The following is a 15122-nucleotide window of genomic DNA, read 5'->3' on the forward strand; positions in this document are numbered from 1 at the left end:
ATCAGTCTCTCCGCACACGGAATTTGGTCAGGAGGATGGCCAGCACCATAAACAACAGGGCCGAGGCCAGCATGATATCGGCGATATAGCTGGGCACGCCCACGGCGCGGCTCATACTGTCGGCGCCCACGAATATGGCAGCGACAAACAGCGCTGCCAGCACCACACCCAGGGGATGCAACAGGGCCAACATGGCGACAACGATGCCAGTGTAGCCAAAGCCGGGCGACAGATCGAGCGTCAGTGCGCCTTTGAGCCCTGAGACCTCGGAAAAGCCGGCAAGCCCGGCGAGGCCACCGGACAGGAGTGCGGTTTTCAGGATGACGCGGGTGACGGGAATGCCGGCAAAGCCAGCGGCCTCGGCATTCTGGCCCACGGCGCGCATCTCGTAGCCCAGGGTGGTGCGGGTGTTGATCACCCAGACCAGCAAGGCGGCGACCAGCGCCAGGGCAAAGCCCCAGTGCAGCCGCAGCCCTTCGACGATGCGGGGCAGGCGGGCCTCGGATGTCAGGCGCGCGGATTTGGGCCATCCCATGCCCATGGGGTCCTTCAGCGGACCTTCAAGCAAATAGGAGACAAACAGCAGAAAGATGAAGTTGAACAACAGGGTTGTGACCACCTCGTCCACGCCCAGACGGGTTTTCAGCAATGCCGGGCCCAGCAACAACAATGCGCCGGCCAGCATGGCGGCAAGGCCACAGAGCGGCAGCATCAGATAGCTGGGTAGGCCCAGGGCTCCGGTACCCAGGATCACGGTGAGCACCGCCCCAGCATAGAGCTGCGCTTCGGCGCCGATGTTCCACAGTTTGGCGCGAAAGGCGACGGCAATGGCCAGCCCGGTGAAAATCAACGGCGTGGCGCTGTTGAGTGTCTCCAATAGGGCAAATTTGGAGCCAAAAGCCCCGGTCAGGATTAGGCCAAAGACCGCAAAGGGATTGCCCCCTGCAATCAGCGCCAAAGCGGCGGCTACCAGAAATGTCGCGGCCATGGCCAGTGCAGGGGGCACAATCCGGCGTGCCGGGCTGGGGGCCTCAATTGGTTCAAGCCGCATCTGTGGCCTCCGCGTCAAACCCATGGCCGGCCATCCAACCGCCCAGTTCTTCGGGGCGCATGCTGCCCCGAGCAAAGCCCGGGCTCAGACGGCCCTCGGAGATCACATGGATCACATCCGACAATTGCATGATTTCATCCAGATCCTCGGAGATGAGCAAAACAGCCGCACCGCGATCGCGGGCCTTGGCCAGTTGTTCGTGTACATAGTTCACCGCACCAATATCCAGGCCCCGAACGGGTTGATTGGCCAGAATGATCTGCGGTTCTTCTTCCAACACCCGGCCCAGGATCAGTTTTTGCATATTCCCGCCCGAGAGCAGGCGAATGCGGATATCAGGGCCGGGGCAGCGTACATCATAGGTCTGGATCAGATCCTTGGTAAAGGCACGGGCACGGGCCCAGTCCATCCAGCCGCGGCGGCTGAAGCGGCTGGCATAGGTTTCCAGAATGGCGTTCTCGGTCAGGTCAAAATCGGCGATGGTGCCGGTCTTGTGCCGGTCTTCGGGAATGCGGGCGATGCCCTGGGCGATGGCACTGCGGGCAGACCAGTTTTTTATCGATTGCCCGGCCAGCATCATCTCGCCACTTGCCGGGGTGATCAGACCGGAGAGCAGATCGGACAGCGCGGCCTGCCCATTACCAGAGACCCCGGCAAGCCCGGTGATCTGGCCTGCTGCTAAGGTGAGGTTGAGGGATTTCAACCCCGGTGCTGCACCATGATCCGGGGTGCTGACCTCGCGCAACGACAGCAAAGGGGCGCCGGGCGCTGCGCTCTCAATACTGGGGGCGGCGACTTCGGCGCCAACCATCAGCGCCGCCAGTTCCTCGCGATTGGTGCTGTCTGTGGCGCGTTCAGCCACCAGTTGGCCATGGCGCAGCACCAAAACCCGGTGCGAAATCGCCATGACCTCGTGCAGTTTATGGCTGATGAAAATCACCGACAGCCCGGTGGCGATGGCTTCCTCCAGGGTGGCAAACAGCGCCTCGGCCTCTTGCGGGGTGAGCACCGCAGTGGGCTCATCCAGAATCAGGATTTTGGCGTCACGATACAGCGCCTTGAGGATCTCGACCCGCTGGCGCTCGCCCACCGTCAGACGACCAACCTTGGCGCTTGGGTCGACCTTGAGATGGAACCGCTCCGACAGGGCGCGTATGCGGGATTTCACCTCTCTGGGCTTTAGCGATAGTCCTGAGAGATCATCAACGCCCAGAACGATATTTTCCCAGACCGTCAGATTGTCGGCCAGGGTGAAATGCTGATGCACCATGCCAACGCCTGCATCCAGTGCAGCGCGGGGCGCGCCGGGCGGCAGCGGCTGGCCAAACAGCTCAACCTCTCCGGCATCGGCGGTATATTGGCCAAAGAGGATATTCATTAGCGTGGTCTTACCCGCACCATTTTCGCCCAATAGCGCGATGACTTCGCCTCGGTGCAGGTCAAAGCTCACCTCCTCATTGGCCGTGACCGGACCAAAGCGTTTGGTGATGCCCTGAAGGCGCAGGACAACCTGCGCCTCTGTTGTTGTGCTCATGCGATCAGGCCCGGATCAAGAGGATTTGGGCTCTTCGTCGTTGATGGCAACCGTGTAGGAGCCATCCTTGATCGCTGCGGTGCGCTGGGCCACCAGATCAAGCGCCGCCTGCGGGATCTTACCCTCAAAGGTGCCATAGGGGGCGAGCGAACAGCCGCCCTCCTTCATGAAGGAATAGGTGCCGTAGTCCTTGGCGGCGAAACTCCCGGCCTGCACGGCAGCAATGGCGGCGTCCAGGGTGGGTTCAAAATGCCAGATCGCCGAGGCCACAACCGTTTCGGGGTAGTCAGATTGGGTGTCGATCACATTGCCGATAGCCAGAAGACCCTTTTCCTTGGCCGCATCCGAGACGCCAAAACGTTCGGCATAGAGAATATCGGCGCCGTTCTCAGCCATGGCAAAGGCGGTTTCCTTGGCCTTGGGGGGGTCAAACCAGGAGCCGATAAAGGAGACCTGGAACTTCATGTCCGGGTTCATCTCTTTAGCACCAGCCATGAAGGCATGCATCAGGCGGTTGACCTCGGGGATGGGGAAGCCACCGACCATACCGATGTTGCCGGTTTTTGACATGGCACCGGCAATGATGCCGGACAGGTAGGCGGCATCCTGGATGTAGTTGTCAAAGACCGACAGGTTCGGGACTGCGGCGTCTTCCTTGAAAGAGGAGCCCATCAGGAAGGCGACATCGGGATAGTCTGCCATGACTTCGCGGGCTTCGGCTTCGACGCCAAAGATCTCACCGATGATCATCTTGTAACCGCTTTCGGCATATTCACGCATGACGCGGGAATAGTCCGAATTGGAGGTATTCTCGGAATAGGTGTAGCTGATATCGCCCCGATCCTGCGCCGCCAGAGCAGCGACATGGATACGGCTGACCCATTGCTGCTCGACCGGAACTGTATAGATGCCGGCAACTTTGATCGGCTCGGCTGCTATCACGCGCGCAGGGGACAGGCCCAGACCCACGGTCAGAGCAGCGGCGGCGCTGGTTCCAAGGAATTGACGGCGCGTCGGCGCGCCCAAAACGGATTTGGTCATTGAAAGTCCCCCTGTGGAAAAGCCGATCCTTTGCGGATCCTGACCAAAGGGTAAAAATATCCACCGGCCATGGCAAGAATACTTTCCTGTTTCTCACAAGCTATTGGGATATTTGTTTAAATATTATGCGCCGCGGGCTGTGTTTTGGAAAGTTGTGCGTTTATCCAACTCTGTCGTGCTTTGTGGCTTGGTAGCCTGTTTCGGCAGCCTGTCGGTTTTGGTGGTGTTTTTGTCCAAAAGCGGCGCGGTTCTTGCCGGGCATAGCTGCTCCTTTGGGGGCGCTATTTATGAGGGTGCTATGGCCTATTCCGGACTGAGAATCATCAAGGAAGCCCTGAGCGGGCATAGGGGCTGGAAGCCAGCCTGGCGCGATCCAGAGCCTAAGGCGCACTATGATATTGTTATCGTTGGTGGCGGCGGACATGGGCTGGCAACGGCCTATTACCTGGCCTCGCGCTATCAGACAGCTCGGGTGGCGGTGCTGGAAAAAGGCTGGATCGGCGGCGGCAATGTGGGGCGCAACACCACCATCGTGCGCTCCAACTATCTGCTGGATGGCAACCAGGCCTTCTACAATCTTAGCCTGCGCATGTGGGAGGATCTGGAACAGGATCTGAACTACAACGCCATGGTCTCGCAACGCGGCATTCTGAACCTGGTGCACACGGATGCGCAACGTGATGCGGCGCGGCGGCGCGGCAATGCGATGATCCTGGCCGGGGATGACGCCGAACTGCTCGATACAGATGGGGTGCGTGCGCTTTATCCCTTCCTCAACTTTGAAAACGCCCGTTTCCCGATCAAGGGCGGCCTGCTGCACCGTCGCGGCGGCACCGTGCGCCATGATGCGGTGGCCTGGGGCTATGCGCGCGGCGCTGACCGGCGCGGTGTCGATATCATTCAGAACTGCGAAGTCACCGGCTTTAAGGTTGAAAATGGCACATGCCTGGGGGTGGAAACCACCCGCGGTTTTATCGGCGCGGGTAAGGTCGGCGTTGCCGTTGCCGGTTCTTCCAGTCGGGTGATGCAGATGGCCGGGCTGCGCCTGCCAATCGAAAGCCACGTGTTGCAGGCCTTTGTCTCCGAAGGGCTGAAGCCTGTCATTCCCGGTGTCATCACCTATGGCGCCGGGCATTTCTATTGCAGTCAGTCGGACAAGGGCGGGCTGGTCTTTGGCGGCGATATTGACATGTACAACACCTACGCCCAGCGCGGCAATCTGCCAGTGGTCGAGGACGTGCTGGAAAGCGGCATCTCTCTGATCCCGGCGTTGGGCCGGGTGCGCCTGCTGCGCAGCTGGGGCGGCATCATGGATATGTCGATGGATGGCTCTCCCTTTATCGACCGCACCCCCATCGACGGCCTCTATTTCAATGGCGGCTGGTGCTACGGCGGCTTTAAGGCAACGCCGGCTTCGGGCCTGTGTTTTGCCCATCTGATGGCAACGGATACCCCGCATGAGGTGGCGCAGGCCTATCGTCTGGATCGGTTCCGCAGCGGCCACATGATCGATGAAAAGGGCCAGGGCGCCCAGCCCAACCTGCATTGACCCGCAAAGAAGGATTTTGAGCGATGATGATCGACCATCCCCTGTTGGGTCTGCGTGACGCACAGGAATTCACCTATCTCGGCGATGCCAGCCTGATCGACCGCCCCGACTGGCAGGCCGAGGACGCCCAAGACGCGTTTCACGACTACCTCTATCTGCGCGACAACCCGGCAGGTGCGCACCGCGAATTGTGGTTCCACGAGACTGGGGATCGCTCCTGGCTGGTGGTGACCCGCAATACTCTGACCCATGAGATCACTAAGGTGGAACTGGCCCGTGATGTGGCCCGAGCGCGAGGGCGCAGCAAATGAACCAGGTTAACCGACTGACTGGCGGCCAGATCAACCGCGCCAAGGAACTTAACTTCCGCTTTGATGGCCGCAGCTTCAAGGGGTTTGAGGGCGATACGCTTGCCTCGGCTCTGCTGGCCAATGGTGAGCGCCTGATGGGGCGCTCCTTCAAATATCACCGCCCGCGCGGCGTGCTGACGGCAGGATCAGAAGAGCCCAACGCGCTGGTCGAGCTGCGTCAGGGCAACCGGCAAGAGCCCAACACCCGCGCTACCGTGGCCGAGCTGTTCGAGGGGCTGGAGGCCAAGGCTCAAAACGCCTGGCCCTCGCTGCGGTTTGACGCCATGGCGGTGAACGACCGCATCAGCAATTTCCTGACAGCGGGGTTCTATTACAAGACCTTCATGTGGCCAAAACCCTTCTGGGAAAAGGTCTATGAGCCGATCATCCGCAAGGCTGCTGGTCTGGGCTCAATCTCTTTCGAGGACGATCCGGATCTCTACGACAAAGGTTTCCTGCACTGCGATCTGCTGATTATTGGCGCTGGCCCTACAGGTTTGGCAGCCGCATTGACCGCCGGTCGTTGTGGTGCACGCGTGATCCTTGCGGATGAAGATTTCCGCATGGGTGGACGCCTCAACGCTGAGACCTTGGCGCTGGGCGATGCATCCGGTTCTGACTGGGCGGCCGAGGCCATAGCGGAACTGGCCAGCCTCGACAACGTGCGTCTGATGACCCGCACAACTGTCATCGGGGCCTTTGATCATGGGATCTACGGCGCGGTTGAGCGCGTGCAGGATCACCTGCCGCAGGCCCAGGCCGACAAGCCACGCCAGATCCTCTGGCGGATCTATTCGCGTAGGGCGATGCTTTGTGCAGGTGCAATGGAACGCCCGATTGCCTTTGCCGACAACGATCGCCCGGGGGTGATGTTGGCCTCGGCAGTACGGTCCTATGTGAACCGTTGGGCTGCCGCGCCGGCGCAGGAGATTGTGATTTTCACCAATAATGACGATGGCCATCGTACCGCTGCGGATCTGATTGCCAAGGGCGTCAAAGTGCCCGCTGTCATCGATGTGCGCGCGGATGCGCCTGCGGTTGCCGGGGCCGAGCTGCTCGCTGGGGCCGAGGTCATCGGCACAGAGGGGCGTCTGGGACTCACATCCGTCACCGTGCGCCTCGCCAATGGTCAGACCCGCAAGATCAAATGCGGTTCCCTGGCCGTGTCTGGTGGCTGGAATCCCAATGTGCATCTGACCTGCCATCAGCGTGGACGCCCGCATTGGAATGCCGAGCTCGCGGCTTTTGTGCCCGGACCCGAGCTGCCAAGCGGTATGACGGTTGCAGGCGCCGCCAATGGTCAGCTCTCCACCGCGCAGGCCCTTGCGGGCGGCGCCAGCGGAGCCGTTGCTGCACTCGGGGACTTGGGGACCACAGCCAAAGCCATTGATCTGCCACAGACCGAGGATGCGCCGATTGCACTGAAGCCTTTCTGGCATGTGCAGGGTGGCAAGTCGCGCGCCTGGGTCGATCTGCAGAACGATGTCACCGTCAAGGACGTGAAGCTGGCGCATCAAGAAAACTTTGTCTCCGTCGAGCACCTGAAACGCTATACCACCCTGGGCATGGCCACCGATCAGGGCAAGACCTCCAATATGCTGGGGCTTGCGGTGATGGCCGAGCTCACCGGCAAATCTATCCCGGAAACCGGCACCACCATTTTCCGTCCGCCCTACACACCTGTGCCCATGGGCACCATGGCGGGACGCGCCACTGGCAAACACTTTCACCCGACCCGCAAAACGCCTTCGCACCACTGGGCCGAGGAACAGGGCGCGGTCTTTACCGAAGTGGGCGACTGGCTGCGGGCGCAGTGGTTCCCCCGACAGGGAGAGACTCATTGGCGCCAGTCGGTGGATCGCGAAGTGCTGCAGACCCGCAAATCTGTGGGTGTCTGCGATGTGACCACCCTGGGCAAGATCGACGTGCAGGGCAAAGATGCCGCGACCTTCCTGAATAAGGTCTATGCCAATGCCTTTGCCAAATTGCCGGTGGGCAAGGTGCGCTATGGCCTGATGCTGCGCGAAGATGGCATTGCCTATGACGATGGCACCGCCGCGCGTCTGGCTGAGGATCATTTTGTCGTCACCACCACCACCGCCAATGCGGTGCTGGCCTATCGCAATATGGAATTCGCCCGTCAGTGTCTCTGGCCGGATCTGGATGTGCAGCTGATCTCCACCACCGAGGCCTGGGCGCAATATGCCGTGGCCGGCCCCAATGCCCGAAAGCTGTTGAAAAAAATCGTTGACGCGGATGTGGACATCTCCAACGAGGGCTTCCCCTTCATGGCCTGCGGTGAAATCACCCTCTGTGGCGGATTGCGAGCGCGTCTGTTCCGCATCTCTTTCTCGGGTGAGCTGGCCTATGAGGTCGCGGTGCCTACGCGTTATGGCGATGCCCTTGTGCGCGCCCTAATGGAGGCGGGAGAGGAATTTGATGTCACCCCCTATGGCACCGAAGCGCTGGGCGTAATGCGGATTGAGAAAGGCCATGCCGCCGGCAATGAACTAAACGGCACCACCACGGCGCTGAACCTAGGGTTGGGGCGGATGGTCAGCAAGAAAAAAGACTGCATCGGCAATACCTTAAGCGAACGCAAAGGTCTAAGCGACGCGGCAGGATTGCGACTGGTGGGCTTTAGACCTGTCAAGGCGCAGGATCCGGTGACAGCCGGGGCGCATTTGATGCGTGCCAGCGGCGAAATCAGCGCCGACACGGATCAAGGCTATATCACCTCTGCCTGTTTCTCACCCAACTTGGGTTGTTCGATTGGCATCGGCTTCCTGAAAGACGGCGCCAATCGCATGGGCGAAAAGCTCCGCGCGGCGAACCCGCTAGAGGGCAGCACTGTCGAGGTCGAAGTGGTCTCGGCGCATTTCATTGACCCAGAAGGGGAGCGTCTTCGTGCTTAATCTCAAACCCATCACCGCCCTTGGCGCAGAGGTCCCTCAGGTGGACAGCTTCGACGGGTTGGAGATCGCCGAACGCGCCGATTTTGCCCTCGCCAGCCTCGCGGCCCGGCAGGGCGAAGAGGTGCTCTGCGCGACCAAGGCACAAGCCTATCTGGGCTTTGCTTTGCCACAACCAGGACAGGGCAGCCTGGCCGCGCCGTTCTCGGCCTTTTGGATGGGGCCGGATCAGTGGATGATTGCGGCACCACACGACAGACATGAGGATCTTGCCAGCCACTTGAAACAGGCGCTTGGCGAGAGCGCCTCGGTCAGTGAACAGACGGATGGCTGGTGCCGTTTCGACCTCTCGGGCGCGGGCCTTCAGGCGGTGTTGGAACGGCTCTGCAATGCGGATCTGGCCAGCATGGCTGCCGGAGAGGCCCGCCGCGTGCGGCTGGAGCATCTGGGCTGCTTCATCTGGTGCCTGGAGCCCAGCCAATCGGTTGCGATCCTTGGTCCGCGCTCTTCGGCGGCCTCATTGCATCATGCGCTGGTTGGGGCGGCAAAATCGGCACTGTGAACCGAAGTTCGGGACCTACATCGACGGCAGTACGCTGTCGTCGGTGATCCTTAGCGAGGTCTTGGCTTGACGTTCCTTTTGCGGACTGGTGCCAAAGATTTCGCGGTAATGGCGCTGAAAGGCTGCAGGGGAACTATAGCCGACCATATAGGCAATGCTGGTCACGGCATCCTGACCATAGAGCACCAGCTGCCGGGCCTCTTTCATGCGCATTTGCCTATAGTATTTCAGTGGGCTTTGCCCGGTGGCGCGTTTGAAACTGCGCTCCAGACTGCGCGACGACATATGGATGGCCTCGGCCACGGCGCTGATCTGGATCGGGGTTTCAATGTTCTGAGCAAAGATTTCGATCGCTTGGGCCACCTTGGCGGGCAGCATGTCGTTGCTGACAGCATTGCCGAGGGCCGGAAGTTTCTGCTGAACCGAGGCACCACGCACAAAGGGATGCTGGAACCAGCAGGCGGTTTCCGTGGTGATGGCAGCACCAAGACGGGCCTCGATATGGTTGAGCATCAGGTCGAACACGGCGGCCGCCCCCGAGGCAGTCTGGCAGCTGCCTTCATCGCTCATCACGGTTTGCAGGATTTCAATCTGTGGGAATTCTGCCTGAAACGCCGCCTCGTAGCACCAATGCACCGACATCGGCTGATCTGCCATCAAGCCGCTGCGGGCCAAGGGGAAGATACCGCCGCTAAAGGCGCCGACCTTGCCGCCTCGGCGCAGGTGTCGTTGCAGGGCGGCATTGGCCTTGCCAGGATCATTGAAATTGCCATCGGGACTGGCGACAAAAAACAGATGGTCCAGGTCATTGGCCTCGGACAGACGCAAATCCGGGGCAAAACTGACCCCAGCAGAGGAGGCAATGGGCCCGTCTGTTTCGGCGAGGATTTGCCAGCAAAAGGCCTGTTCCCCCGAGATTTCATTGGCGGCGCGTAGCGGTTCGATCGCCGAAGTGAGACAGGCCATGGGAAAGCCGGGAAAGATCAGAAAGCCCAGGGTAATAGGCTTATGGGGTGCGCGCGGCGGGGGAGAGACGTCGTTCATCTAGGCCTCCTGTGTCCGACGGGGTGCTGTGACGGGATTGGGGGCTGCATCGCAGTGACAGTTCTGATGATCTGACGCTCCAATTCGCGCGCGGCCGGCGACACCGGATTTCCTGCTTTGCGCAGTAGGTGGATTTGGCGCCGCGCGCTGGCATCAACCAGCGGGCAGAACACAAGCCCAGATGATTCGGCCAGTTTTGCGGTCATTTCAGGTAGAATCGTAACCCCAAGTTCCGCCTGAACCATGGCCAAAAGCGACGTCATATTGTGCACTTTGAGTAGGGAGTTTTCGTGTAACCGTTGCGAGGCCTCCGTCGGGATCTGTGCAGAAAGCGCATTGGCGATGAAGCGATGCGGAGCCAGATCCTTCCAGTTGATCGGTCGATCCAGAGCCGCCAGGGGATGAGACGCTGCGCACACCAGGCCAAAGGCATCCGAAAGCAATTCCTGACGATGCAGACTGCCCCCGGACAGCGTGGCAGTAGCCAGCCCTATATCGACCCTTTCGCGGGCCAATTCCCGCAGAACCGAGGCCGAGTCCATATCGCGCAGCTCGATCTTCACTTCGGGGAAGTCTCTGGAATAGCTCAGGATTGCCTGCGGCAGAATCGTCCCGGCGACCGAGGGCACAGCCGCGATGCGCACCTGACCCTGACGCGCCTTGGCAAAACCTTCTATCGCCTGAATGGTGTTGTCGAACTGGCGCAGCTCATGCTCGGCCTGTTCCAGGACAAATTCCCCCAGGGCACTCAACTTATTCTTGCGGTCAGTCTCGAACAGAGGCTCTCCCAGATGACCTTCCAATTGTTTGAGCATCATTGAAACGGCTGAAGGCGTGCGCCCCAGCTGCTCGGCCGCTTCGCTTAGTTTGCCGCGTCGGGCCACGATGGCAAAGCAGCGGAGCATTTCAATCTTAATAGACATTTCAGTTTTCCTGAAATTAACTTCACTAGTTTGAGTTTGAATGAACTCATGCTCGGAGTCCATAAGCAGTGAACGCAATTGCATGCTGACTGATACGGGGACCTATCTCATGAGCGAACTTCACAAAAACCTGATTGCTGGCGAATGGCTGGCTGGCGAAAGCGAGATCGAGAACCGCAACCCTTCGGATCTGTCGGATCTGGTTGGCGTCTATGCACAGGCAACGGCGGACCAGCTGGAAGCCACTTTGGATCAGGCCCGCGTGGCACAGGCCGAATGGGCTGCCTATGGTCTGGAGCGCAAACAGGCTGTGTTGAACGCCATCGGCAATGAAATGATGGCCCGCGCCGAAGAGCTGGGCACATTGCTGTCGCGCGAAGAGGGCAAGCCGCTGGCCGAAGGCAAAGGCGAAGTCTACCGCGCTGGTCAGTTCTTTACCTATTACGCGGCTGAATGCCTGCGTCAGCTGGGCGAGAATGCAGATTCCGTTCGGGACGGCGTTGAAATCGATGTGCGCCGCGAGCCTATTGGCACTGTGGCCATCATCAGCCCCTGGAACTTCCCCACCGCGACGGCGTCGTGGAAAATCGCCCCGGCTCTGTGCTATGGCAACGCGGTTGTTTGGAAACCTGCCAATGTGACCCCTGCTTCGGCTGTGGCTCTGGCGGAAATCATCGAGCGTCAGGACATTCCCAAAGGTTTGTTCTCCTTGGTGATGGGCGCCGGTCGCACCATTGGTCAGCGTCTTGTCGAAAGCCCCAAGATCGACGCAATTTCCTTCACCGGTTCCGTTCCAGTTGGCAAAGGCATTGCCACCGCTGCAATCCAGAACCTGACCAAGGTTCAAATGGAAATGGGCTCCAAGAACGCCCTGGCGGTGATGGATGACGCTGATCTCGATCTGGCTGTGACCCTTGCCCTGGGTGGCGCTTTTGGCGGCACTGGTCAGAAATGTACTGCCTCATCGCGTCTGGTTGTGCATGCATCGGTGCATGATGCCTTTGTTGAAAAGCTGGTTGCTGGCACCCAGGCGATGAAGGTCGGCCACGCGCTGGAAGCCGGCGTACAGATGGGCCCCGTGGTCAGCGAGCAGCAGCTGAGCGAGAACCTGTCCTATGTGGATTTGGGCAAATCCGAAGGCGCGGAACTGGCCTGTGGTGGCGCCCGCCTGGAGATGCCCACCGAGGGCTTCTATATGTCCCCCGGCGTGTTCCTCAACACCTCCAATGATATGGCGATCAACCGGGAAGAAATGTTTGCGCCGTTGACCTCTGTGATCAAGGTTGGCAGCTATGAGGAAGCCCTGAGCGTGGTGAATGACACCAACTTTGGCCTGACCTCTGGCATCGTCACCCAGAGCCTGGCGCGCGCCACCCATTTCCGTCGCAATGCGCGCACGGGTGTTGTTACCGTTAACCTGCCCACCGCAGGCACTGACTATCACGTACCCTTTGGTGGCCGTGGCGACAGCTCTTATGGTCCACGTGAACAGGGTAAGAACGCGGCCGAATTCTACACCACAGTCAAAACCGCCTATATCAGCGCCGGAAAGCCTGTCTGATGCTGATCGACTGTCTGCAATATGCCAACTGGTCGGAAAAGATTTTCCGCCAGCTGCGAGAAGGGGGCGTGGATGCGATCCACGTCACCATCGCCTATCACGAGAATTTTCGCGAAACGGTGCTGAACTTCGAGCAGTGGAACCGCTGGTTTGAGCAGTACCCGGATCTGATTATGAAGGGGCAGTGGGCCTCTGATATCGATGTGGCCCGCGCAACGGGCCGCACCGCAGTGTTCTTTGGGTTCCAGAACCCCAGCCCGATGGAAGATGACATTGGTCTGGTGGAAATCCTGCACACGCTGGGTGCTCGTTTCATGCAGCTCACCTACAACAACCAGTCGTTGCTGGCGACCGGCTGTTATGAATCCTACGACAGCGGTATCACCCGCATGGGCAAACAGGTCATCAAAGAGATGAACCGGGTTGGTCTGGTGGTCGATATGAGCCATTCCGGCGATCGCTCCACCATCGAGGCGGCGGATATCTCTGAGCGCCCCATCGCGATCACCCATGCCAACCCCTATGACTGGTCGCCAGCGCTGCGTAACAAGAAGGATGATGTCATCCGCGCCGTGACTGAAGCTGGCGGCATGCTGGGCTTTTCGGTCTATCCGCATCACCTCAAAGGCAAGGGCGACTGCACGCTCGAGAGCTTTTGCCAGATGATCGCCGATACGGCTGGGAAATATGGTGCCGAGCACCTCGGGATTGGCACCGATCTGTGTCAGGACCAACCCGACAGCATCGTGGAATGGATGCGCGTTGGACGTTGGAGCAAGGAAATCGACTATGGCGAAGGCTCTGCCGCCGCCCCCGGTTTCCCGGAGATGCCCAGCTGGTTCAAGGACAACCGTGACTTTGGCAACATCAAAGCGGGTCTCAAGGCCACCGGTCTCAGCGATGCGGAGGTCGCCGGGATCATGGGCGGCAATTGGTACCGCTTCTTCAAGGAAAATTTCGTCGCAGCTGCGGATCAGTAGCTGCAAATGTGAGTGACGGGAACGCGCGACCCGTTTCCCGGGGAGGGAAAACTATGTCTGATACAACTAACGAAACCAAGGGGCAGGAAGGGGCTGTCAACAAGCCGCTTTTCCTGATCTCGGGGGGCTTTATTGCCCTGTTCTGCGTGGCCGCGCTGGTCAACCTGGATGGGCTTTCGGCCATGGTGGACTGGGGCTTTAACTTTGCCGCCACCTATTTTGGCCTCTATTGGCAGGTGCTGCTGCTGGCCACCTTCTTGATTGGTCTGGTGCTCTGCGTTCTGCCCGGTGGCCGCGCCATCATGGGTGGCTTGGCCGCGCCTGAATTCACCCTGTTCCAGTGGGGCTCGATGATCATGTGTACCCTGCTTGCAGGTGGCGGCGTGTTCTGGGCGGCGGGTGAGCCGATTGCCCACTTCCTCTATTCGCCACCGCTTTATGGTGCCGAGGGTGGGACCGAGGCAGCTGTGAATCCGGCGATTGCCCAAAGCTTCATGCACTGGGGCTTCCTGGCCTGGGCCATCCTGGGCTCGCTCAGCACCGTTATGCTGATGCATTACCACTATGAAAAAGGCCTGCCACTGGCGCCACGTACCCTGCTGTACCCGGTGTTTGGCGACAAGGCGATCAACGGCCCCATCGGCTTGATTGCCGATGCCTCTTCGATCATCGCTGTGGTTGCCGGCACCGTGGGACCCATCGGCTTCCTCGGTTTGCAGGTGAGCTATGGTCTCAACGATCTGTTTGGCATTCCCGATGTCTTTGTCACGCAGTTGCTGGTGATTGCTGGTCTGGCTGCGCTCTACACGATTTCGGCAATGACAGGTCTGTCCAAAGGCATTCAGCTGTTGTCCAAGGTCAACGTGATCCTGGCCGCTGCCCTGCTGCTCTTCGTGCTGCTTGCTGGCCCAACCGGCTTTATCTTCAGCGCCTTCTTTGAGGGTTTTGCCACCTATCTGGGCAACTTCTTCCAGATGGCGCTGTTCCGCGGTGATGCAGGTGTGTTTGGCGAGCCCGGCTGGCTGGGCTGGTGGACCGTGTTCTTCTGGGGCTGGTTCATGGGCTATGGTCCGCTGATGGCGATGTTCATCGCCCGCGTGTCCCGCGGCCGCTCGATCCGCTCTATCATCATCATGCTGTCGATCATTGCCCCCATCGTGACCAACTTCTGGTTCACCATCATCGGCGGTACCGGCATCTCGATGGAACTGACCGAACCCGGCACCATCTCCAAAGCATTCGAGGGCTTCAACCTGCCCGCAGCGCTGCTGGCGATCACCAACAACCTGCCCATGGGCTTTATCATCTCCATCCTGTTCCTGATCCTGACCACCATCTTTGTGGCCACCACAGGGGATTCGATGAGCTACGTGATTTCCGCTACCATGAGCGAAGGTGACAATCCTCCGACAGCCGTACGTGTCTTCTGGGGAATTGCAATGGGCGTCATGGCGGTGATCCTGATCTCGGTCGGTTCCGGCGGTGTCTCCAAGCTGCAAAGCTTCATCGTGGTGACCGCAGTGCCTGTTTCGCTGATCCTGCTGCCCTCGCTTTGGGATGCCCTGCGTATTACCCTGGCAAAAGGCAAGGAAGGCTGAAGCCAGACTTGAAAACT

Annotated in this window: 12 protein-coding genes; 7 read left to right on the forward strand and 5 right to left on the reverse strand. The window is 59.7% G+C overall.

Features of this window, described 5'->3' with window-relative positions; translation table 11 throughout:
* Position 1: 1 nt before the first annotated feature.
* The 3 genes from AN476_RS01620 to AN476_RS01630 are packed head-to-tail and all read right to left on the reverse strand — an operon-like array spanning position 2 to position 3626.
* Positions 2-1051, reverse strand: coding sequence for an ABC transporter permease (locus tag AN476_RS01620; RefSeq protein WP_054458960.1), 1050 nt, complete (start codon positions 1049-1051; stop codon positions 2-4).
* The gene (locus AN476_RS01625) at positions 1041-2585 is read right to left on the reverse strand and encodes an ABC transporter ATP-binding protein (protein ID WP_054458961.1); all 1545 of its coding nucleotides are present in this window, start codon (positions 2583-2585) and stop codon (positions 1041-1043) included. Before AN476_RS01625 ends, AN476_RS01620 begins: the two co-directional genes overlap by 11 nt.
* A gap of 15 nt (positions 2586-2600) precedes the next feature.
* The gene (locus AN476_RS01630) at positions 2601-3626 is read right to left on the reverse strand and encodes a BMP family protein (RefSeq protein ID WP_054458963.1); all 1026 of its coding nucleotides are present in this window, start codon (positions 3624-3626) and stop codon (positions 2601-2603) included.
* Positions 3627-3924: 298 nt separating this feature from the next.
* Here AN476_RS01630 and AN476_RS01635 point away from each other — a divergent pair, with 298 nt between their 5' ends.
* From AN476_RS01635 to AN476_RS01650, 4 genes are read left to right on the forward strand one after another with little or no spacing between them, the layout of a single operon-like run.
* Entirely contained in the window at positions 3925-5175 is a 1251-nt protein-coding gene (locus tag AN476_RS01635) for a sarcosine oxidase subunit beta family protein (protein WP_054459423.1), read from the forward strand.
* 23 nt (positions 5176-5198) lie between these two features.
* On the forward strand, positions 5199-5486 hold the full coding sequence (locus AN476_RS01640; RefSeq protein WP_054458965.1) for a sarcosine oxidase subunit delta: 288 nt from the start codon (positions 5199-5201) through the stop codon (positions 5484-5486).
* Positions 5483-8440: a sarcosine oxidase subunit alpha family protein gene (locus AN476_RS01645; protein ID WP_054458967.1), complete on the forward strand. Its 2958-nt coding sequence runs from the start codon at positions 5483-5485 to the stop codon at positions 8438-8440. The genes AN476_RS01640 and AN476_RS01645 overlap by 4 nt, the downstream gene beginning before the upstream one ends.
* A complete protein-coding gene (locus AN476_RS01650) occupies positions 8433-8999 on the forward strand; it encodes a sarcosine oxidase subunit gamma (protein ID WP_054458969.1) in 567 nt (188 codons plus the stop codon). The genes AN476_RS01645 and AN476_RS01650 overlap by 8 nt, the downstream gene beginning before the upstream one ends.
* 15 nt (positions 9000-9014) lie before the next feature.
* On the opposite strand, the gene AN476_RS01655 is transcribed toward AN476_RS01650, so the two are convergent.
* Positions 9015-10043 carry a GlxA family transcriptional regulator gene (locus AN476_RS01655; RefSeq protein WP_054458971.1) on the reverse strand — a complete coding sequence of 343 codons (1029 nt, stop codon included), beginning with the start codon at positions 10041-10043 and terminating at the stop codon, positions 9015-9017.
* A complete protein-coding gene (locus tag AN476_RS01660) occupies positions 10040-10966 on the reverse strand; it encodes a LysR family transcriptional regulator (protein WP_083464185.1) in 927 nt (308 codons plus the stop codon). The genes AN476_RS01655 and AN476_RS01660 overlap by 4 nt, the downstream gene beginning before the upstream one ends.
* A gap of 109 nt (positions 10967-11075) precedes the next feature.
* Here AN476_RS01660 and AN476_RS01665 point away from each other — a divergent pair, with 109 nt between their 5' ends.
* From AN476_RS01665 to AN476_RS01675, 3 genes are read left to right on the forward strand one after another with little or no spacing between them, the layout of a single operon-like run.
* On the forward strand, positions 11076-12527 hold the full coding sequence (locus AN476_RS01665; protein WP_054459428.1) for an aldehyde dehydrogenase family protein: 1452 nt from the start codon (positions 11076-11078) through the stop codon (positions 12525-12527).
* A complete protein-coding gene (locus tag AN476_RS01670) occupies positions 12527-13507 on the forward strand; it encodes a membrane dipeptidase (RefSeq protein WP_054458973.1) in 981 nt (326 codons plus the stop codon). Before AN476_RS01665 ends, AN476_RS01670 begins: the two co-directional genes overlap by 1 nt.
* A gap of 53 nt (positions 13508-13560) precedes the next feature.
* Positions 13561-15105 carry a BCCT family transporter gene (locus AN476_RS01675; RefSeq protein WP_054458975.1) on the forward strand — a complete coding sequence of 515 codons (1545 nt, stop codon included), beginning with the start codon at positions 13561-13563 and terminating at the stop codon, positions 15103-15105.
* Positions 15106-15122: the final 17 nt, after the last annotated feature.

The sequence above is a fragment of the Phaeobacter sp. 11ANDIMAR09 genome, assembly GCF_001294455.1.
Classification (GTDB): domain Bacteria; phylum Pseudomonadota; class Alphaproteobacteria; order Rhodobacterales; family Rhodobacteraceae; genus Pseudophaeobacter.

Coding starts and splice junctions, on each gene's coding strand:
- AN476_RS01620 (WP_054458960.1), bottom strand. CDS start 1,051: ATGCGGCTTGAACCAATTGAGGCCCCCAGCCCGGCACGCCGGATTGTG.
- AN476_RS01625 (WP_054458961.1), bottom strand. CDS start 2,585: ATGAGCACAACAACAGAGGCGCAGGTTGTCCTGCGCCTTCAGGGCATC.
- AN476_RS01630 (WP_054458963.1), bottom strand. CDS start 3,626: ATGACCAAATCCGTTTTGGGCGCGCCGACGCGCCGTCAATTCCTTGGA.
- AN476_RS01635 (WP_054459423.1), top strand. CDS start 3,925: ATGGCCTATTCCGGACTGAGAATCATCAAGGAAGCCCTGAGCGGGCAT.
- AN476_RS01640 (WP_054458965.1), top strand. CDS start 5,199: ATGATGATCGACCATCCCCTGTTGGGTCTGCGTGACGCACAGGAATTC.
- AN476_RS01645 (WP_054458967.1), top strand. CDS start 5,483: ATGAACCAGGTTAACCGACTGACTGGCGGCCAGATCAACCGCGCCAAG.
- AN476_RS01655 (WP_054458971.1), bottom strand. CDS start 10,043: ATGAACGACGTCTCTCCCCCGCCGCGCGCACCCCATAAGCCTATTACC.
- AN476_RS01660 (WP_083464185.1), bottom strand. CDS start 10,966: ATGTCTATTAAGATTGAAATGCTCCGCTGCTTTGCCATCGTGGCCCGA.
- AN476_RS01665 (WP_054459428.1), top strand. CDS start 11,076: ATGAGCGAACTTCACAAAAACCTGATTGCTGGCGAATGGCTGGCTGGC.
- AN476_RS01670 (WP_054458973.1), top strand. CDS start 12,527: ATGCTGATCGACTGTCTGCAATATGCCAACTGGTCGGAAAAGATTTTC.
- AN476_RS01675 (WP_054458975.1), top strand. CDS start 13,561: ATGTCTGATACAACTAACGAAACCAAGGGGCAGGAAGGGGCTGTCAAC.